At 41.2% G+C, this 20,328-nt stretch carries 17 protein-coding genes; 9 read left to right on the top strand and 8 right to left on the bottom strand.

All coding sequences use genetic code 11. The features are described from left to right. Positions 1 to 366: 366 nt before the first annotated feature. Positions 367 to 615 carry a YdcH family protein gene (locus tag P4S71_RS07500; protein WP_008133407.1) on the top strand — a complete coding sequence of 83 codons (249 nt, stop codon included), beginning with the start codon at positions 367 to 369 and terminating at the stop codon, positions 613 to 615. A gap of 161 nt (positions 616 to 776) precedes the next feature. On the opposite strand, the gene P4S71_RS07505 is transcribed toward P4S71_RS07500, so the two are convergent. After that, a complete protein-coding gene (locus tag P4S71_RS07505) occupies positions 777 to 1,595 on the bottom strand; it encodes an SDR family NAD(P)-dependent oxidoreductase (RefSeq protein ID WP_337150385.1) in 819 nt (272 codons plus the stop codon). Between the two features lie 313 nt (positions 1,596 to 1,908). Here P4S71_RS07505 and galE point away from each other — a divergent pair, with 313 nt between their 5' ends. The 7 genes from galE to glpD all read left to right on the top strand — a co-directional run bounded on the left by galE (position 1,909) and on the right by glpD (position 11,016). Then, entirely contained in the window at positions 1,909 to 2,922 is a 1,014-nt protein-coding gene (gene galE, locus P4S71_RS07510; RefSeq protein WP_337150386.1) for a UDP-glucose 4-epimerase GalE, read from the top strand. 1 nt (position 2,923) lies between these two features. Beyond that, positions 2,924 to 3,988: a UDP-glucose--hexose-1-phosphate uridylyltransferase gene (locus P4S71_RS07515; RefSeq protein WP_337150387.1), complete on the top strand. Its 1,065-nt coding sequence runs from the start codon at positions 2,924 to 2,926 to the stop codon at positions 3,986 to 3,988. Next, the gene (galK, locus tag P4S71_RS07520; protein ID WP_337119560.1) at positions 3,978 to 5,126 is read left to right on the top strand and encodes a galactokinase; all 1,149 of its coding nucleotides are present in this window, start codon (positions 3,978 to 3,980) and stop codon (positions 5,124 to 5,126) included. Before P4S71_RS07515 ends, galK begins: the two co-directional genes overlap by 11 nt. A gap of 19 nt (positions 5,127 to 5,145) precedes the next feature. Further along, the gene (locus P4S71_RS07525; protein ID WP_096793908.1) at positions 5,146 to 6,150 is read left to right on the top strand and encodes a Gfo/Idh/MocA family protein; all 1,005 of its coding nucleotides are present in this window, start codon (positions 5,146 to 5,148) and stop codon (positions 6,148 to 6,150) included. A gap of 29 nt (positions 6,151 to 6,179) precedes the next feature. Continuing rightward, complete coding sequence (locus P4S71_RS07530; protein WP_096793909.1) at positions 6,180 to 7,502, top strand: alpha/beta hydrolase family protein; 1,323 nt, start codon at positions 6,180 to 6,182, stop codon at positions 7,500 to 7,502. A gap of 297 nt (positions 7,503 to 7,799) precedes the next feature. Then, a complete protein-coding gene (glpK, locus tag P4S71_RS07535) occupies positions 7,800 to 9,296 on the top strand; it encodes a glycerol kinase GlpK (RefSeq protein WP_149605724.1) in 1,497 nt (498 codons plus the stop codon). A gap of 214 nt (positions 9,297 to 9,510) precedes the next feature. Beyond that, positions 9,511 to 11,016, top strand: a complete 1,506-nt coding sequence (gene glpD / locus P4S71_RS07540) for a glycerol-3-phosphate dehydrogenase (protein WP_337150388.1) — start codon at positions 9,511 to 9,513, stop codon at positions 11,014 to 11,016. Between the two features lie 246 nt (positions 11,017 to 11,262). Here the strand turns inward: glpD and P4S71_RS07545 are convergent, their stop codons facing one another. Both P4S71_RS07545 and P4S71_RS07550 read right to left on the bottom strand, forming a co-directional pair. Beyond that, positions 11,263 to 12,204, bottom strand: coding sequence for a 2-dehydro-3-deoxygalactonokinase (locus P4S71_RS07545; RefSeq protein WP_007376248.1), 942 nt, complete (start codon positions 12,202 to 12,204; stop codon positions 11,263 to 11,265). A gap of 3 nt (positions 12,205 to 12,207) precedes the next feature. Then, positions 12,208 to 12,966, bottom strand: a complete 759-nt coding sequence (locus tag P4S71_RS07550) for an SDR family NAD(P)-dependent oxidoreductase (protein ID WP_007376247.1) — start codon at positions 12,964 to 12,966, stop codon at positions 12,208 to 12,210. A gap of 197 nt (positions 12,967 to 13,163) precedes the next feature. Between P4S71_RS07550 and P4S71_RS07555 the strand changes: the two genes are divergently transcribed. Continuing rightward, complete coding sequence (locus tag P4S71_RS07555; protein WP_007376246.1) at positions 13,164 to 13,865, top strand: FadR/GntR family transcriptional regulator; 702 nt, start codon at positions 13,164 to 13,166, stop codon at positions 13,863 to 13,865. 69 nt (positions 13,866 to 13,934) lie between these two features. Here P4S71_RS07555 and P4S71_RS07560 read toward each other — a convergent pair whose 3' ends face one another. From P4S71_RS07560 to P4S71_RS07580, 5 genes are all read right to left on the bottom strand, one after another. Then, a complete protein-coding gene (locus tag P4S71_RS07560) occupies positions 13,935 to 16,067 on the bottom strand; it encodes an alpha-galactosidase (RefSeq protein ID WP_337150389.1) in 2,133 nt (710 codons plus the stop codon). A 322-nt stretch (positions 16,068 to 16,389) separates the two neighbouring features. Next, positions 16,390 to 17,868 (bottom strand): SLC5 family protein, encoded by a 1,479-nt coding sequence (locus P4S71_RS07565; RefSeq protein ID WP_008133385.1) that lies wholly within the window; start codon positions 17,866 to 17,868, stop codon positions 16,390 to 16,392. Positions 17,869 to 17,904: 36 nt separating this feature from the next. After that, positions 17,905 to 18,540 (bottom strand): SapC family protein, encoded by a 636-nt coding sequence (locus P4S71_RS07570; protein WP_337151602.1) that lies wholly within the window; start codon positions 18,538 to 18,540, stop codon positions 17,905 to 17,907. Next, complete coding sequence (locus P4S71_RS07575) at positions 18,519 to 18,665, bottom strand: hypothetical protein (RefSeq protein ID WP_337150390.1); 147 nt, start codon at positions 18,663 to 18,665, stop codon at positions 18,519 to 18,521. The genes P4S71_RS07570 and P4S71_RS07575 overlap by 22 nt, the downstream gene beginning before the upstream one ends. 12 nt (positions 18,666 to 18,677) lie before the next feature. Continuing rightward, positions 18,678 to 20,204 carry a tryptophan halogenase family protein gene (locus tag P4S71_RS07580; RefSeq protein WP_337150391.1) on the bottom strand — a complete coding sequence of 509 codons (1,527 nt, stop codon included), beginning with the start codon at positions 20,202 to 20,204 and terminating at the stop codon, positions 18,678 to 18,680. Positions 20,205 to 20,328 lie beyond the last annotated feature (124 nt).

Here is a 20,328-nt window from a genome sequence, read left to right on the forward strand (position 1 = left end):
ATTCCACTCATAGTCGCTTAACTTCTGTGGTTATTCTACTTTCTCGCATCTTGAGCAATAATATCGAGCCCTAAGCTTTTCACGAGTAGTTAATACGACTATTTCAGCTGTATACCCCAGCCATAAATTATTGACCGCTAAAGTACGTGCGTTTATCGATCATTTTATTGCCTGCTTTGGTGAAGTCCCTTATTGGAAAAAACAGTAACTGCTAAAAAGTAAAAGCGGTTGTTTGCGCTATATCAAATTAAGTTGGCAATGGTTGATTTATGATTGTTTAAACCCCAGTGTATTATGTGAAGGTAATAATTCACTTAAACAACTCACTTACTTGTGAGCTCATTTATATCCTATTAAGGAGCGAATATGTTAGGCGAAGACCACTCATTAACAAACGACTTTCCAGATCATTTAAATGCCATTGCAACACTCAATACTGACGATTCTGAATTTGCCGAAAAGGCAACACAGTACGATAAGTTAGACAAAGAAATAAGAGTATTGGAGCTTAAAGATGCGCCAATTAGCGATGAACAAATGCATCAATTAAAGCATGATCGCTCAGAATTAAAAGATTGGCTATACCAGCGTTTACTTCAAGCCGAACAACACTAAAAGTAAAAAAGAGTTCGCTGTAAACAGTGAACTCTTTGATCGTCTTCAATCAAAAATCTATATTACTTTACAAAATCACCCACTGAATTCATAAACACAGTAGCAGGGCTTTAAAGTTGTCATAAAGCGCGCCCTCAGCAGTCCACGTATAGGTGTATTCATTATAATTCACCTAATTTAAGCTGTGCTAAAACACGATCTAATGTATCAACTAGTTGTTGGTTTTTAGTCTCGTTTAATGCATCTATATGTGGCGGTGCAAAACGCTCAGCATCGTTATCAAAATACAAACCTGTGGCGTTGTTAAATTCATCGCTAAGCGCAGCACGATAAAAAATATCAGCTCCTAGTTTTAGATCTCCACCGTCTAATCCGTATGCATCTTTAACCATCTTGCTACCCAGTAACGATTTTGGATTTACTGATACAACTAACGGGCCTACCTCTTTTAATTTAAGTCCTAGATAGCGCGACCACATCGTAATAGCTAACTTACTTTGTGCATAAGCGTCACCATCCGAAAGCGCCTTATTACCAATAAGTGCATCAAGGTTAACGCTTGATTGCGCGGCCGATGATACGTTAACTACACGCGCATTTTTATTTAATAGTGGTAGCAGTAATTTAGTCAGTAAATAAGGTGCAAATGTATTTACGGCAAAACGCGCATCAAGGCCATCAGGTGCTATTACGCTTTCAAGCTTGAATACACCAGCGTTATTAATAAGTACGTCAATTTGTTTATGATCTGCGCTTATCTGTTCTGCCAAATAATGTACCTGTGACATTTCGCTTAAATCGGCCACATAGCTTTGAGTACTTGCTTGCGGGTAATGCTCGTTTAACATTGTCTGTACATTATTAAGCTTTTCTATATTACGACCATGCAGTAATACCGTGTGACCTTGGGCTAGTAACATTTTTGCCGTCTCTAAACCAATGCCATCTGTTGCACCGGTGATTAAAATGATTTTTTTCATGTGTATGCCCTCTCAGTGCAACATTAAAGTAGTTAACCTGGACTCTAGATAATAAATATCTTAACCAGAGTTGTGGTTAGTTAAAGCCCAGTTACAGTCTTAAAGTAAATTATGCAGCTATCGTAGCACCCCAATACCGTCGTGATAATTAGCCATGTAATAGAATCAGTTTATAAAATAAATTGATAAAGCGAGGATCTGATGAGCGAATGTTTTTTATTCTTCTATTTGAATTTTGCTCTAATCATTACTATTGTTTTTACACCCCTTAATAGTAGTATTTATCATATAAATATACTTTTCGAGAAATAACATGAAAGTTTTAGTTACTGGCGGCATGGGTTATATAGGTAGCCACACATGTATTGCATTGCATGAAGCAGGTATTACGCCTGTTATTTATGATAACTTGTCAAATGCAAGTTCGCGGGTACTTGACCAACTCGAAAAGATTACATGTACTCGGTTTGAGTTTATATTGGGTGACATACAAGACGAGCAACAGTTTAAGCTCGCTCTAAAATACACTAAAGCCGAAGCCGTCTTTCACTTTGCAGCTTTAAAAGCCGTTGGCGAATCTACCGAGCAACCGCTGCGTTATTATCAAAATAACGTGTCGGGCACATTAAGCATGCTACAGAGCATGCAAGAGGCAGGCGTTAACCATATTATATTTAGCTCATCGGCTACTGTGTACGGCGAGCCAGACTACCTCCCTATTGACGAAAAGCATCCTATACGCGCAACTAACCCCTATGGTTGGACTAAAGTCATGGTTGAGCAAGCCATGCAAGACGTATGTAATGCCAACAGTCAATTTATGGGGATTGCGCTTCGTTACTTTAACCCAGTAGGTGCACACCCAAGCGGTTTACTAGGCGAAAGTCCTAATGGTATTCCTAATAACTTAATGCCATTTATTGCCCAAACTGCAGTAGGTAAGCGCGACGTGGTAAATATTTTTGGTGACGACTACGACACCGAAGATGGCACCGGCGTGCGCGACTATATTCACGTTTTAGATTTAGCGAAAGGCCACGTTGCCGCTTTTATGCAGCACAAAACAGACACCGCTTTTCATGCTTATAACTTAGGCACAGGGCAAGGTTATTCTGTGCTTGATATGATCAAAGCATTTAGCGCATCAGCCAATAAAGATATTCCTTATCAAATTACGCCGCGCCGAGCAGGTGATATTGCCTGTAATTACGCCGATGCCACAAAAGCGCAAAACACACTTAACTGGCACGCAGAACTAACACTTAGCGACATGACAAACGACACATGGCGCTGGCAAACTAATTACCCAAGTGGGTTGGAGAGTTAATATGACTTTATTAGAAAGTACTCACAGACGTAAAAATCCGCTAACGGGTCGTTGGGTATTAGTGTCACCACATCGTAATAATCGCCCATGGTTAGGCGCAACAGAAGCTGTTAACGAAAACGTATTACCAAAACACGATGACAGCTGCCCACTTTGTCCTGGCAACACCCGTGCAAATGGCGACAGTAACCCAGATTACAAATACACCCATGTATTTAGAAATGACTTTGGCGCACTCACACCTAATGCCAGCGAGCAATTACAAGGCTTAGAGTCAGACAGCGATTTATTTATTGCCGACGAAGCCAGTGGCGAATGCCGCGTAATTTGTTTTTCTCCAGAGCACAATAAAACACTACCAGAGCTTAGCCAAAATGCATTGCACGAAGTAGTAAAAACTTGGAAACAAAATTACACAGAGCTTGCACAGCAGTACGAATGCGTACAAGTTTTTGAGAATAAAGGCGAGATCATGGGTTGCTCGCAACCTCATCCTCACGGTCAAGTATGGGCGCATTCGCATTTATCAACGGAAATTGAAGCCGAAGATAACCAGCAGCTCGCCTATTATGAAAAGCATGGCACAGCCTTGCTTGCCGATTACGCGCAAAAAGAGCAAGCAGATCAAACACGTGTTGTATTTGAAAACGAACATTGGCTTGTTGTGGTGCCATTTTGGGCTGCATGGCCGTTTGAAACAATGCTAGTAACTAAAGATAACATTCAAAACTTTAGCCAGCTAAACGATGCACAAACCGACTCTTTAGCTCAGGCTCTTAAAGTATTAACCACTAAATACGACAACGTATTTAATTGCAGCTTCCCCTACTCAATGGGTTGGCACAATGCACCGGCCAATAGAGGCTCTGATGAGCAGCACTGGCGCTTGCATGCACATTTTTATCCGCCGCTACTTCGCTCTGCTACCGTTAAAAAACACATGGTAGGCTACGAAATGCTAGGCGAAAGCCAACGCGATTTAAGCGCAGAAACCGCCGCTTCTATTTTAAAAGCAGCCAGTACCACACATTATAAAGATACAGTAGGACACATAGATGAAGCTTAACGAATTCCAACAACAATTTTTGTCACTGTATGGCGCGCCTGCACAAGGTATTGCTGCCGCCCCTGGGCGTGTAAATCTAATTGGTGAATTTACTGATTACAACGATGGCTTTGTTTTACCGTGTTCGTTAGCATTTCGTACCCAAGTTATGTTTAAACAGCGCGACGATAATATTATCACTGTGCGCTCTTTAAATTACCCAGGCGAGCAAGACCGCTTTAGCGTTGATGAGGCAATCAGCGAAGGCCAATCGCAATGGGGTAACTATATTCGCGCGGTGGCTTTTGTACTTAAACGAGCAGGCCATACATTACGTGGCGCTGACCTACTTATTGATAGTAATTTGCCGCAAGGCAGTGGCTTGTCGTCATCGGCTGCACTCGAAGTTGCTGTTGGCGGTATGTTTAACCATATTGCACAGCTTGGTTTACCACCAGAGAAAATTGCGTTATTTGGCCAAGAAGCCGAAAACGACTTTATGCATTGCCAATGCGGTATTATGGATCAGCTTATTTCGGCTAAAGGCGAGAATGGTCACGCACTTTTAATTGACTGCGAAAACTTAGCGACTACGGCAGTAAAAGTACCAGATGATTTAAACATTGTTATTGTTAATTCAAACTACCCGCGTAAATTAGTTGATAGCGAATACAACCAGCGCCGTATTGACTGCGAACAAGCTGCTGTAAAAATGGGTGTAGAAACACTTCGTCAAGCAACCATGACTGGCTTGCAAGCAGTAAAAGCGACATTAAGTGAAAACGAATATAAACGTACACACCACGTAATTAGCGAAAACGACCGCGTAATTGCAGCAACTACTGCACTGCAAAATAACGATATGGATGCACTTCGCACGCTAATGGCAGCATCGCACCAATCACTTAAACACGATTTTGAAGTAACCGTACCGGCAACCGATGGCCTAGTAGAAATTTGTAAAGAAGCGATGGGCGAGCGCGGCGCAGTACGTATGACAGGGGGTGGTTTTGGTGGCGCAATTGTATGTTTGTGTCGTGATGCTGAAGTACCACTAATTAAAGCAGCGGTAGAAAAGCATTACTTTGAACGCTTTAGCTTAAATGCTGATATTTACGTATGTTCAGCGGGTTCAGGATTACAAATTACGTCTTTTTAAATAAACTTAAGGAATAAGCATGGCAAAGGTTAATTGGGGTATTATTGGGTGTGGCAATATAGCTCACACCTTTGCTAAAAGCATTGCACATTGTAGTGATGCACAGCTTATTGGCGCTGCATCAATGAGTATGCAGCGCGCTAAAGAATTTGCCACACCGTACAATATTCAAGGCTATGAAAGCTATCAAGCTCTTATGCAATGCCCAAATATAGATGCTATTTATATTGCCAATACGCACGATCAACACTTTAAAACGATAGCCCAATGCTTAAAACACAATAAGCACGTGCTTAGCGAAAAACCAATTACCGTTAATGCTAAGCAGTTGCAAAGCCTCACTGAGCTTGCAAAACAACAAAACTGCTTTTTAATGGAAGGCGTTTGGATGCGATTTTTACCAGCCATAGTAAAATTACAACAGCTCCTAAGTGAAGGTGTTATTGGTAATGTGCACAGTGTTAATGCCAACTTTAGTTTACCTGGAAGCTTTGCCGACACTCACCGATTAATGAACCCTGTAACAGCGGGTGGCGCCCTGCTCGATTTAGGTATTTACCCTATTTCGATTGCTGATGTGGTATTTAATAAAGCCCCTGAACACATCAAATCCTTTGTACATAAAAGCACAACCGGCGTTGATGAGCGAAGCACGGTTATAGTTGATTACGGTAACGGGCAATTAGCATCTCTTGCCAGCGCACTGCAGCAAAATGGCCCAACAGAAGCATGTATTAATGGTGAGCTTGGCTATATTCGAATACCTCAGTTTGTAGGTGCACAAACGCTAGAGCTACACATAAACGACCAAGACCCTCAGTACTTTGAATACAACTTTAGCGACAATGAAAACTTTAAGTTTGAAATTGCACATGTCACGCAGTGTATATTACAAAAACAAACCCAAAGCAGCGTATTACCACTGGGTACTAGCTTGCGAGTTATGAACATAATGGATACCTTGCGAGCACAATGGCAGCTGCAATATAGCAATACCGTCGAGTCGGCTGAACTGACTAATTAAAAAATAAAAATACACAACAAGGACACACAATGACACACACACTCAAGGTGCTTTCAAAAGCTATATTACTTGCTACGTGCAGTTTATCTGCCAGTGTAGCTGTTGCTGAATCTAATAAACCAGAGCAGCTATACCCGCCAATCACTAGCGAAGTACTCCCAGAACTTGCAGCTAAAGGTAGCTACAATGTAGGTGTGCAAACACTTGATTTAATTAACCCTGCGCAATTTGACCCCGCCACACAAGGCCAAAAAGATCGTCCTTTAAAAGTAGAAGTGTGGTATCCAGCTGCAAATACAGCAAAAGCAGCACTTACCAGCTACACAGATGAAACTCGCTCAGGTAAAGAGTTTACTTTGCAAGCCGATGCAATGCGTGATGTCGCCATAAATAGTAAAGAGCACTACCCTGTGATAGTGCTTTCGCACGGTTATACCGGTTACCGTACAATTATGTACTACCTTGGCGAGCACTTAGCGTCACACGGTTACATAGTTGTAGCGATTGATCATACTGATTCAACTAACGCAGATGTTGATTTTAAAAATGCGCCGTTCTCTGGCTTTTTCAGTACGCTTATAAATCGCTCTCGCGATCAGCAGTTTGTTATTAATTACTTCAACGAGCAAAATAACTTTGCAAGTAAGCAAGTAGATAACAAAAGCGCTGGTGTAATTGGTTACTCAATGGGTGGCTATGGCGCGGTAAATACGATAGGTGGTTGTTACGCTTTTAATGAGCAAACTACGGCCATGTTTACGGGTATGAAAGACCCAGCTCAAATTAAACAAGTACAGCAACTACTCAACAGCTGCGCTGGTGGGCAATACCAAAACCCGAAAGTAGACCCACGCATAAAAGCCATGGTTGCCTTTGCACCGTGGGGCGGACAGCACGCTATATTTGATGCCAAAGCAATGGCAAATATTAAAGTACCTTCGCTTTATATAGCCGGTAACTTAGATGATATTTCAGGCTATGAAGGCATTAAAAACCTTTATAACCAAACAGGCAGCGAAGATAAGTACATGCTTACTTACAAAAATGCGCGCCATAATATTGCACCACACCCAGCCCCTGCTATTGCACAAAGCAGCAGTGAGTTAGATATAGGCCATTACTACGAGCCATCGTGGTCTATGCGCACACTAAACGAAATCAATAAACACTTTGTACTTGCTATGATGGATTGCCACGTAAAAGGTATAGCCAGCGAGTGTAAATACTTAGATTTACCACAAAACGGCGACCAAGCTGTTGTTGATGGTAAGCCACTACCACAGTGGCACGGATTTGATAATCGCTTTTCCACTGGTATGGATTGGCAGCAAGCTAAACCACACGTTAAGTAACTGAGCTCTGGATAATAAATCTATCTCAAGCAGCTATTTTCAGCGTTAACTGCGTTGAATTTACTTGCAATAGTCCGTCAGATTTCAAGTTAAGTAACTCACTAAAAGCGACTGTTTCTCTTAAATAGTCGCGCTCGCACTTAAAATTTACTAAAAGTAAAACGCCCTGCTTTTTAAAAGTTATCAATAAAAACAGGCGAGTTTACTTTTTAGTAAGATATTTTAAGAAAAAACCATTGCCATTAGCTAACGTTAAAGGCAATCTAGCTATATATAAGATAAATAATATTAATAAATATGTCCAAATACATACTCTCAATTGATCAAGGAACCACAAGCTCTCGTGCCATCTTGTTTACAAAAGATGCAGACGTTTTTGGTACAGCACAGCAAGAATTTCCTCAGCATTTTCCACAAAACGGCTGGGTTGAGCACGATCCTAACGATATTTGGCAAACAGTGCTTAGCACTAGTCGCGAAGTACTCGCTAAACAAGATGTAAAGCCTGAAGAAATTATCGCTATAGGTATCACTAACCAACGCGAAACCACCCTAGTATGGAACAAAAAAACAGGCAAAACGATTTATAACGCGATTGTTTGGCAAGATAGACGCACTAGTGACTATTGCGAAAGCCTTACTACCGATGAACTTTGTCAAACTATTAGCGAAAAAACAGGCTTGCTACTTGACCCTTATTTTTCAGCCACTAAAGTTCGTTGGATTTTAGATAATGTTGAAGGCGCACGCGAACAAGCCCTCGCTGGCGAACTGGCTTTTGGTACGGTTGACACTTACCTACTTTGGCAACTAACAGGTGGTAAAGAACATCGCACTGATGCAACGAATGCATCCCGTACTATGTTATTTAATATTCATACCCAGCAGTGGGATCAAGAGCTTCTAGAGTTATTCGATATTCCAGAATCTATGCTGCCAGAAGTAATGGACTCAGCCGACGAATTTGGCTCAACGAGCGCTGATATTTTTGGTGCACCAATTCGTGTATGTGGTATTGCTGGTGATCAACAGGCAGCCCTTGTTGGTCATGCATGTTTTGAGCAAGGCATGGCAAAAAGTACATATGGCACTGGCTGTTTTTTAATGCTTAACACTGGCGAAAAAGCACTGACCTCAGAAAACCGCTTACTGACTACTGTTGCCTATAGACTAAACGGCAAACCAACTTACGCCATTGAAGGCAGTATCTTTATGGCTGGCGCGACTATGCAGTGGATTGTTGAAGGCTTAAAGCTACTTAGTCATGCTGGCGAAAGTGAATCGATGGTTAAAGATGTCCCCCTCGATCATGGTGTATTTTTAGTGCCTTCGTTCACGGGTTTAGGTGCACCTTATTGGGACCCAAATGCACGTGGCGCTATTTTAGGTCTTACACGCGACTCAGGAATTAGCACTATTGTTGCGGCTGCTTTGCAATCAGTGGGTTATCAAACCAAAGATTTACAAAAAGCGATGGAGCGTGATGGCCTTCGCCCAAGTGTGCTTCGTGTAGATGGCGGCATGGTAAAAAACAATTGGGTTATGACCTTCCTATCAAACATTTTAGGTGCAACAGTAGAGCGTCCAACGGTGACCGAAACCACCTCTTTAGGGGTCGCTTATTTAGCAGGCTTACAAACCGGCGTTTACGAATCAACTGAGCAGTTATCGAAAATGTGGACATGTGACCGTCGTTTTGAGCCAACTATGAGTGCCGACGAGCGTAACGATCTATACGCAAAATGGCAGCACTGTGTGGCTCAAGTGTGCTTAACAAATAAAAATTGCCCGTAGTAAATACTAAGTGGCTAAGGCTAATACTTTAGTCACTTTGTCTTTTTTAACTTAGCTAAATGCTCGATTTAAAAGGCACACTTTACTGCTCCAAATTGAAAGTGGATTCGCGTCAAAATTAACAAATAAAAAATTGGGTTTTCTATTGTCAAATGAAAACAGCAGCTTTATGATGCTTTATGTATTATTTATATTATAAATAGAAGGGTGCTCGGTGAAATTAGCAGATAACGAATATGACTTACTAGTCATCGGTGGCGGCGTAAACGGCACAGGCATAGCAGCAGATGCTGCTGGTAGAGGACTTAAAGTACTTTTGTGCGAACAGTCAGATCTAGCTTCTGCAACGTCTTCAAACAGCTCCAAGCTGATCCACGGTGGTCTGCGCTACCTTGAGCACTACGAATTTAGATTAGTAAAAGAAGCCTTAGCCGAGCGAGAAGTGCTGCTTAAAAATGCCCCTCACATTATGTGGCCACTTACGTTTAGATTACCCCATCAAAAGCATTTACGCCCTGCATGGATGATCCGCATTGGCTTATTTATGTATGACAACCTAGCAAAACGAGTTACGTTACCTGCATCGAAGAGCATTAAATTTGGCGAGCATAGCGTACTAGAACCTTCAATTACTAAAGGTTTTGAATACGCTGATGGCTGGGTTGATGACTCTCGCTTAGTTATTTTAAACGCCCTTGCAGCGCAGCAAAAAGGCGCAGTAATTGCCACACAAACTAAATGTGTCAAAGCGCATCGTGAGCAAGATAAATGGCAAGTAACGCTTGAGCAACAAAGTACAAAATCGCATTACAGTATTGCTGCTAAAGGCATTGTAAATGCAGCGGGCCCTTGGGTTGCTAAGCTTTTTGATGAAGCACTCGAAGAAAAATCACCACAAAATATTCGCCTTGTAAAAGGCAGCCACATTGTCGTGCCACGCATTCATAACGAACCGCAAGCTTATATTTTACAAAACAAAGATCAGCGTATTGTGTTTGTTATTCCGTTTGAAGATGATTACTCACTTATTGGCACGACTGATGTTGAGCACAAAGGTGAGGCACAAGACGTTAAAATTAGTGAAGAAGAAATCGATTACCTTATCGAGATTACTAATAGCTACTTTAAAACTCCGATTAAACGCCAAGATATTGTGCATACTTTTTCAGGTGTACGTCCATTACTTGATGATGAATCAGTTAATGCACAAGCCGTTACTCGCGATTATAAACTAGAGCTTTCGAGTGATGCTAAACAAACACCTCTACTGAGTGTGTTTGGCGGAAAAATTACAACTTACCGCAAACTTGCCGAAGCTGCGGTTAACAAGCTTGAAGACTTTTACCCGCAAATGAGTGAAGCTTGGACTAAACATAGTGCGTTACCAGGTGGCGATTTTAGCTCTGTAGAAGCACTTAAAGCGCAATTACAAACAACCTATAGTTGGTTGCCACAAATAATGCTAAATCGCTTTGTACGCACCTATGGCACGCGCACTATAAATATTTTGAGTGATGCAAAACAACTAAGCGATTTAGGTCAAGATTTTGGGCATAACTTATTTGCAGCAGAGGTCGATTTTTTATTAAATGAAGAGTGGGCACAAAACGCATATAACATATTATGGCGCCGCACAAAGTTAGGACTGCGCTTTAGTGAAACCCAAACTACCACCCTTAATAATTATATTGAACAAAGCAAAGCGGCCAAAATTGCTTAATAACCGCTAAAGAAATTGGCTGCAATAACCCTAAAAGCTTTCTACGAAACCCCTTTATAATTTAATCATTATGAAGGGGTTTAATTTTCTCGGTTATATAATACCAATCCGCAATAACACTTGATCAATTTGAGGGCTTAAACCTGGCGCTAACTATGTTAATAATTTCTGATATAGAGCAACTAAATAACGAAATTTTCACCTTGTTATCGACCCGATTTTCTTACTTCAAAATAGCTCACTTAATTAAGCTGATTGATATAAAAAATTAAAACCGCTCAACGTAGCCATTTTAATGTCAAACTCAACACATTTAACGCCTATTTGGTTAAGTGCCGTAGAAAAACATTTATTAAGCTGTTTGGTTCCCACTACCACAACTTGTGTATTACTTTGCAACTGCCACTCACTGGCATGGCGTGCTGCTCGTACGTCACTGCCAATTAACACACCCGATAAATACGCTTTAGCTTGTACAGGTGTTAACTCCTTTGAAAGCTGACGAGTACGCACACTAAAAATACCATGCGCTAAATTACCACTATCACTGCCAAGCGTGAGTTTGCACCCTTGATCAAATGCTTTCCAATCAAAGTCGCCCTCTTCACAGTCACTGGGTATCAATACACTTTGATGGCACAGTAAATCGTATAACTCGCCAGTCATTGCGGTTTTAAAGCAGATTATTTCACCATGGTTTATAAGTACCCACTTAGTATGTGTACCTGGTAAACACAGTAATATTTTACCCTGTTGATACTCTGGGTTTTGTTTTAAAAACCCTAAAATTTGCAGCTCTTCACCGCGCATTACATCAAATAAAGAATTTTGTAGGGTGCACTTAGTACCAGGCAAGGCTTTAATAGTATGCCCTGCACAATTAAAGCTAATAGCAGCATCGAGTAAACTCTCAGGGTTTATAGGGCACTCTAAATAGGGCGTTTCGTACCAACCTATGCTTGATGTGATTTGCCCTGCTATATATACAGGTACGCAGCCATACTGCTGACTCCAAGGCTCGATAGCACTAAGAAGCGTTTGCTCAAAGTCTTGATTAACTTTTACAACACCTGGCCCATCACGTTGTTCAAGTAATGTAAGCGGTTGTTTTGCGTTAACACGGCACAAATAAGCACGTAAATGACTGGTACCCCAATCAACGGCTATAAAAAGAGATGAAGTAGTCAAACTTTAAAGTCTCCCACCGTCAATTTTAATGCCCTGCCCGGTAATCATACTGCTTTCATCTGCCGCTAAAAACATCGCTAAATTAGCAACATCCTCAGGTGAAACTAGCTTTTTAAGCGCCATAGCTTCCATCCATTTTACTTGCTCGGCCTCCGTAAACCAGCTTGCTAATTGACGGTCGGTAGCCACCCACCCAGGTAAAATAGCATTTACGCGAATACCAAACTCGCCATAATCACGAGCAAGTGCCTTAGTCATGCCTATAAGACCTGCTTTAGCGGTAACGTAACCGGCCATTTGCGGTTGGCCCATTATGGCATTGATAGAACTAAAGTTTATAATACTGCCCGCCCCTTCTCGCTGCATAAATGACATAGCGACTTGGGAAGCAAAAAAGGCTGGATTTAAATTAATTTGCAGACACTGATCCCAGTCTTGCACTGTAACGTCTTCGCTAGGTTGACGGCGATCATTTGCTACGTTATTGACCAGTACATTGACGCTACCAAGGGCAGCACACGCATCAACTAATGATTGCTGCAGAGCATGGGAATCAGTTACATCAACTTGCCTGTACCATAAGTTAGCTTGTGGGAGATTGTTAATGAGCGCCTGCGCAGCATCGTCATCTATATCGATAAAAGCAACTTTGGCATTTTGCTTAGTAAATGATTCGACCATTGCTCTACCGATGCCTGATGCACCACCAGTAATAAAAATAACTTTACCAGAAAGACTATGATATTGAGCGAGGGTGTTCAAATTCAACTCTCCATACAGCACATATAAAATCTTATTTAAACCCTTTATAAACTGATACTTACAACATAAAGGGCCAAACCAAATTGTTATTACTGTGTTAAAATACTTAACTAATAAAAAGTTTATACCATATCCTTACGTACATTAATATGATATATGATATATAATCTAGCAATATGAACTCGGAAACTCGCACAATGAAAAGCCAACCTCGTCAAAACTTAACACACCAACTAACCCATGATTTGGGTTTTGCTATTGTGCGTGGCGTGTACCCTGTAAGTGAAGGTCTGCCGTCGGAAGCTGACTTATGTATAAAATACGATGTGAGCCGTAGTGCCACTCGCGAAGCGGTAAAAATGCTCTCTGCTAAAGGATTAATTTCGTCGCGTCCTAAGCAGGGTATTCGTGTATTACCTGAAAGTAGCTGGAACATGTTTGATACCGACGTACTGCGTTGGATTTTAAGCAGCAAACCGTCACTTTCTTTATTAAAAGAATTTACCCAAGTCCGTGTAGCACTTGAGCCTCAAGCTGCAGCGCTTGCAGCGGTGAATGCAACTGCTGAACAACTCGTTGAAATAGATAATGCATTAGCGCGTATGGCCGATGCCGATGAAGGATTAGATGATCCTCTCGAAGCTGATATTGCCTTTCATACCAGTATATTAGTGGCCAGCAACAATCGATTTTTTGTACAATTGACTGAGTTTATTAGCACCGCATTACGTGTAAGTATTCGCTACACTAACCATATTAAAGGTGTACCCGGTGCTGATGTAGCAAAGCATGCAGACATTTTAAATACCATAAAATCACGTAACCCAGAGCTGGCTAAAAAAGCAGTAGAAACTATTTTAGAAGAAGCGCTTGAGCTTATCGAATCAAAGCTGGTGTAGTAAAAAGTTACTTTTGACAGATTAAAAAAGGGAGCTAATTAGCTCCCTTTTTGCTGCCCATATTTAAAATTACGCTTTTGTAAGTTCAAAAATAAGCGATGTTTGCGGGAATGAAATTGGCATTTGTAAGCCAAACTGCATTAACGCTTCACCGGTAAATGTTTGACCATTTACCACAGCAATAGAAGATGGGCGATACTCTTCAAATTTTACCGGCCACACTAAATTAAGTGTATATTGTGCATCGGTATCTAGGCCAACAAAGCGTAATTTATTAGGCGCTGTACGCGGTGTTTCGCGAACGCTATTATAGGCAAATAACGCTTTTGTTTTTTGCTCATCGATTAAACCAAAGTTAATTGATAAATCGTCGCTATCAAGGCGGTATAAATCGGCGCTATGAATAAACTCCCGATGCTCTTTGTGAAGTACTATTGCCGCTTTGAGTGTATTGTATTCGTGATCGGTCAGCTCACGTGGGTCCATTTCAATGCCCATGTGGCCAAACATTGATACCGCAGCACGCATTTCAATGCTCACATTACGCCCTGTGATATGACAATCACGTGGGCCTACGTGAGCGCCCATTACCGACGATGGGAAAAAGAACGAACATCCACGCTGTATTTCAAGGCGATCTAGCGCATCGTTTGAATCTGACGTCCATACACGATCTGTGTGTGCAAGTACGCCGTAATCTACACGTGCACCACCTGACGAACAGCTTTCTATTTCAAGCCCTGGGTGCGCCGCTTTAATACGATCAATTAAACGATAAAGCGCCAATGTTTGTTGATGCACGGCCGGCTTACCATCAAAGTTACCCGCATGGTTAATATCGCGGTTCATATCCCATTTAATGTACTTAATGGTTGGGTATTCAACTAAAATATCGTCAATGGCTTTGTATAGGTACTCAACCACCTCAGAGCGCGTTAAATCAAGTACGAGCTGATTTCTAAAGCTTAACTGTTCGTTGTTTTGAGAGCCTAAAACCCAATCAGGATGCGCGCGGTATAAATCACTATCAGGGTTGACCATTTCTGGTTCAAACCAAATACCAAACTCCATACCTAAGCTATTAACATGATCTATAACTGGCGATAAGCCATCTGGGTAAATTTTGTAATCTACTGTCCAATCACCTAAGCCAGCATTGTCGCCACGGCGGCCTTTAAACCAACCATCATCAAGTACAAAACGCTCAATACCTAACGGGGCTACTTTGTCGGCTAATTGCTTAAGCGTGTCTACGTCGTGATCAAAGTAAATACCTTCCCATGTGTTGTAATGCACAGGGCGCGTTTTTTCGCGTTGTGCTTGGCTAAGTAAATTAGCTTTAACAAAACGATGGAAATTACGAGAAAGCGCGCTAAAACCTTCACTTGAAAACGAGCCATAAATGCTCGGGCTTTGATACGTTTGACCTTTAACAAGCGTAAGCTCACCAGGAAGTAATAGCTCGCCCATTTGTACATAACGGCGCCCTTCAGCTAAAAGCTCTGCACGTAGTTTATTGTTACCACTCCAACCTAAATGAAAGCCGTAACATTCGCCGTGTTGCTCGCCTGCATTTTCGTTATGCACTAATAAACCAGGAAACACATCGTGTGATGTTTTGCCTTTACGGTTTTCACGTACAAAGCTGCCAAGCACTAAATCAACCGATTGACGTTGGAATTCGTTTGACCAACGGCCTTCAAAGCTCACTATTTTGCTTACGCTATCTGGCAATTGAAATGTTGGCGCCGCGCAAAAGTTAACACTTAATGGCGAATCACCTAAATTAGTTAATACAGTATGTGCGCTCAATACGTCACTGTTGTTGTCAAGCGTGATGCTGTGTACTACTTCAATACCACGAAGTTTATCTACACTTACAAACTCAACGGTCGCACTTGAAAGTTGACGTACTTCTTGAAGCTCTGGCCCAACTGACCATGCAATTGAATCATTTACTAGCTCAAGCCCTGGCGCACCAGTAAAGCCCTCACCTAATAACGGAGATAGAGAAATAGGCGCTTCTTCAACCACGGCACATTTTACTTCTTGACGAGTTGCTAGCTGAGTAAGCATTGTTTCAGTTGTTTGCTCAGATAGGCGTTTACCAAAGTACAGTAATGCCGGTGTTTTGCTCTGGCAGTCGAAAATAACGGTGCTGTTTACACTGTCTAATCGATAAAATGATTTAGTGTCGGCCATGATTTTCCTATCCTTTTAATCTATTACGAGTTAAATAATGTGAGTATGTGAGTCAGTTATTTTGTGTGTGAACTCATTTACCGTTGCTTGAGATACGGTCGGTCAGACAGTGGCTCTCAATAATAATAGTATATATCATATAAATTAACTTTTGATAGCCTTTGCACTGCAAATAGTTAGATAAACTCACTGGAAGTACCACTGCAATAAAAGACATTAAACTAACCTTAACTCAAAAATCCAATTACTCTCTTTTTGATGGATAAAAAAATCGGCCAAGAATTACCTGTGACCGATTTTAATAGCTTAATTTATCTGTAGTTTATTTTTGTATTAGCGTCTGCGTTGCGCCATCAAGATCAGGGGTTTTACCTGCCCACTGCGCGTTTAAGCCAAATACCACTTTATTTACTACTAATGCAAAAGTCACACATACAATGAGTGTAATTGGCATTAAGTGAATGTAATGAATGTCGGTATGTAGTGGTGAGTTTGCAAACGTAAGCATACCGTACATAACCACGCCTAAAATTACCGCTGCAATACCCGCACGGGCATCAACATTTTTAAATAATAAGCCCACTACAAAAATAGAGAATATAGGCATACTTAATAAGCCGTTTAATTGCTGTAGTAAGTTAATAATACTGTCGGCTTGCTGATAAATTGGTACAAGTACCAGCGTTAAACTCGTTAGTAATAATGTTACGTAACCACTTAGCTTTACTACACTTGGCTCTTTATTAAAGTAAGCTTCGTGAATGTCACATACATATAGTGCTGTGGCTGAATTTAATAAACTGTTGTAAGTAGACAGCACTGCCGCCGCCATTGCCGCTGCAAATACACCGGTTAACCATGCAGGCATTACATCACCCACAATTCGACCATAAGCAGCGTCGCCAATATCGCCATAGAGTTTAAACGAAATAATACCCGGTAATACCACAATTGCAGGGACGATTAAAAAGCGAATACCTGCTGCTGCAAATATACCTTTTTGCGCTTCTTTAACATTAGGCGCTGCCATTGCTCGTTGCGTAATTGTTTGGTTAGTACCCCAGTAATACATTTGAATAAAGATCATACCGGTTAAAAGTGTTGGCCAAGGAATAGGTGAATCAGCATCGCCGATGAGTGTTAAACGCTCCTCTGGAATACCCGTAAAGTCATAATCAATCGCATTAAGCGCTAAAAAGACTACTAAAACAGCCATGCCCAGTACAAGTATGCCATTGTAGGTATCCGATACAGCAACTGCCCGCAAACCACCAAAAAATGCATAAACAGCACCAATAATGGCAAACGCGGTGGCAATATACATTAGTGGAATATCAACCTTAAACATGGTTTGCATAAACAGCGCGCCAGAATAAATAACCGCTGGCATATAAATAAGTGCATTACCTAAAAAGAATAAACCACCAATAACAGCGCGAATATGTTTGTTGTTATAGCGCTTTTCTAAAAGCTCTGTGGTCGTTGTACAGTTGTATTTGTAATAAACAGGAATGAACACTTTGGCTAAAATAATCAAACCTATAATTGCTGCAAGCTCCCACCAAACCAGTAAAGCCATTTGGTTACCGTTCATGCCAACAAGCTGGTCAGTACTTAAATTAGTAAGTGTGATTGAACCTGCAACAAACATCCAAGTAAGGCCACCGCCGGCTAAAAAGTACTCTTTAGTTTGGCTTTGTCCGTTATTACGATTTTGGCCTCGGCATTTCCAATAAGTAAGGCCACCAATTAAAGCGGTGACAAAAACAAAAACCACCAGCTGTAAAATATTATCTGACATGTGTGTGTCTCTTATATGTGTGTGAAAATAGACACGCTATAGCGCGTGTGAATCTCGACTTAGTTCTAATTTAATTTGCTTTAAAGGTTTGAGGTCTGAATGCTGATTATGAAGTTTCACTAAGGCGTTAAGCTGAAACAGTGAAATAAGCATGCTGTTAAGCACACTTAAGTAACCTTTCTTTTGTAGTTCCGCAATGGTATTGCTATCTAGTGTTTGCAGTTTGTCTTCATCAACGGTGCTCAAACCTTGAATGGTTTGGGTTTCGCCTTGTTCAAACTGTAAAACAATATCAATATTTTTAATGAGACCTAAGCGCGCTACTTCCTGGGTAAATTGATATGTTTGATAGTCATTTTTTAAATCGCTCTCAAGTAGCTTTTGTTGCGAATTTAAAAATAAGCTTGGGTTACCTTTAGCATCAAATAATGCCTCACCATGCTGCGAGTTTACAGCTGAGCTTTGCTCATCAATCGCAATAAAGTAATCGCTACTGTTTGCTTCACGGGTCATTAAATGAAGAGGGTGAGTTTGCATACATACCGGTGTGTAAAGTGCCTGCCACTGGTTGTTGTTAACCAATAAACTTTTCCCGGCGTTAAAACTTGTTAACGCTGATATTGTGTAGCTGCCATTTTGTGCGTTACGGGCTAAAAAATAGGTAAGTCGCAGGCTACTTTTGCTATTTCATTTGCTCTTAAATTAACTAAGTGCTGAGTTTTTGCGTATTCAACGGCTGCATTGGGGTTAATTTTTAATGTTTGGTGTTTAGTATTTACGAGTTCACTAATAGCCATAGTTACACATCCTTAAACTGGGTTAGCTGCTAGCCACTGCTCTATAAAAGCACGATGTGGCGGCAAAGTTTGTAACATCTGCTGTGTAAGCTGGCTGTTACGTTCAATTATTTGCTTGGATTGCACATGTTGTGAATACAAATATGCTTGTTTAGTAAAGTCAGGCTTAAAGCCCATACCGTACAAAACATACTGATAACTGGCAGCAGGGAATAACTCTAATGCGCCATGAAAATCTTGAATAAGCGGGCCACGGCTTCCCCAAAGAAGTAAATCTTCTTGCAGGGTTTGTGGAATAGTATCGAGCTGTACATGTGCTTGCCAGTAAGGCTCTGGGCGCTTGGTTAGCATGTAATGTAGCTTTAAAAAGTCGATAATACGCTGCCAGCGGTAATCCATTTGCTCGTTAAAGCGTTTAGCTACAATAGGCATTACTTGTGTATCTGCTGGCATATGCTCTGCTACAAAGCGTGCTGAAATTTCAACAAGCATAATAGCGGTTGCTTCAAGCGGCTCCACAAACCCTGCCGACATACCAATGGCAACACAGTTTTTATGCCAAAACTTTTCACGGTAGCCCGACTCAAAGCTAATCTTACGGGCAGTTAAACCGTTTGCTGCATCGCCTAAATAGTTTCTTAGGTTTTGCTCTGCTTCATCGTCTGATAGAAACTTGCTTGAATATACATGCCCTACACCACGGCGATGCGTTAAACCTATATCCCAAATCCATCCAGCGTTTTGCGCTGTTGCTATGGTATGGCTGGCTAAGGAGTCATCGTTTTCATCATAAGGGACTTGCATCGCCAGTGCGCTGTCGTTAAATAGCACGTGGTCCATTTTTTTAAATGGTACGTTGAGCGCTTGGCCTAATAACAATGATGAAAAACCAGTACAGTCTATAAATAAATCGGCGTTTATAGTGCGGGTTTGATCTTTTAGAGCAAGCTCATTTATTGCACCATCGTCATCAAGTTTTACCTGATCAACAGTACCAATAATATGCTCTACGCCAAGCTTACTTTTACAATGCTGTTTAAGCATTTCTGCAAAAGCGCCGGCATCTAAGTGGTAAGCGTAATTACAATTACCTTGATATTCACCTTGCGCTATACCTCTTGGGGCTAAGCTTGCTTGGCAAATATCATGTTGAAAATTAGTTTGCTGTGCAAAGTCTTCAACATTATCTAAATAAGGGGCTAAATCTATGCGGCCGTAGCCTAGCGGTACAGTAAATGGATGGTAGTAAAAATCGTTGTTGCCGTGCGTCCAATTTACAAATTTACCACCTTGCTTAAAGGTAGCGTTACAGGCTTTAAATACATCAACTTCACGCAAACCTATTTGCTGAAGAGTGTTTTTCATAGTGGGCCAGGTACCTTCACCTACACCAATTGTTGGAATATCTGACGATTCAACCAACATCACTTTTAAGCCGTCACCATTTTTACCTTGGTGATACGAAGCTATAATTGCAGCGCTCAGCCATCCTGCTGTGCCGCCACCAATTACGGCGATTGTTTTTATTGTTTTATTCATAACGGACTACTCTTTGAGTACTTTATTGATAACCGGTTAGACAACAAATGCCCTTTCGGGCATTTGTTTAAATTAGTCTCATTTTGTGCAAAATAGCTACTAACTTTATTAGTAACAGGACTTA

Origin of the sequence: Pseudoalteromonas sp. B62 (assembly GCF_037162565.1) — a bacterium.
GTDB lineage: Bacteria > Pseudomonadota > Gammaproteobacteria > Enterobacterales > Alteromonadaceae > Pseudoalteromonas > Pseudoalteromonas fuliginea.

Coding starts and splice junctions, on each gene's coding strand:
- P4S71_RS07500 (WP_008133407.1), top strand. CDS start 367: ATGTTAGGCGAAGACCACTCATTAACAAACGACTTTCCAGATCATTTA.
- P4S71_RS07505 (WP_337150385.1), bottom strand. CDS start 1,595: ATGAAAAAAATCATTTTAATCACCGGTGCAACAGATGGCATTGGTTTA.
- galE (WP_337150386.1), top strand. CDS start 1,909: ATGAAAGTTTTAGTTACTGGCGGCATGGGTTATATAGGTAGCCACACA.
- P4S71_RS07515 (WP_337150387.1), top strand. CDS start 2,924: ATGACTTTATTAGAAAGTACTCACAGACGTAAAAATCCGCTAACGGGT.
- galK (WP_337119560.1), top strand. CDS start 3,978: ATGAAGCTTAACGAATTCCAACAACAATTTTTGTCACTGTATGGCGCG.
- P4S71_RS07525 (WP_096793908.1), top strand. CDS start 5,146: ATGGCAAAGGTTAATTGGGGTATTATTGGGTGTGGCAATATAGCTCAC.
- P4S71_RS07530 (WP_096793909.1), top strand. CDS start 6,180: ATGACACACACACTCAAGGTGCTTTCAAAAGCTATATTACTTGCTACG.
- glpK (WP_149605724.1), top strand. CDS start 7,800: ATGTCCAAATACATACTCTCAATTGATCAAGGAACCACAAGCTCTCGT.
- P4S71_RS07555 (WP_007376246.1), top strand. CDS start 13,164: ATGAAAAGCCAACCTCGTCAAAACTTAACACACCAACTAACCCATGAT.
- P4S71_RS07560 (WP_337150389.1), bottom strand. CDS start 16,067: ATGGCCGACACTAAATCATTTTATCGATTAGACAGTGTAAACAGCACC.
- P4S71_RS07565 (WP_008133385.1), bottom strand. CDS start 17,868: ATGTCAGATAATATTTTACAGCTGGTGGTTTTTGTTTTTGTCACCGCT.
- P4S71_RS07575 (WP_337150390.1), bottom strand. CDS start 18,665: ATGGCTATTAGTGAACTCGTAAATACTAAACACCAAACATTAAAAATT.
- P4S71_RS07580 (WP_337150391.1), bottom strand. CDS start 20,204: ATGAATAAAACAATAAAAACAATCGCCGTAATTGGTGGCGGCACAGCA.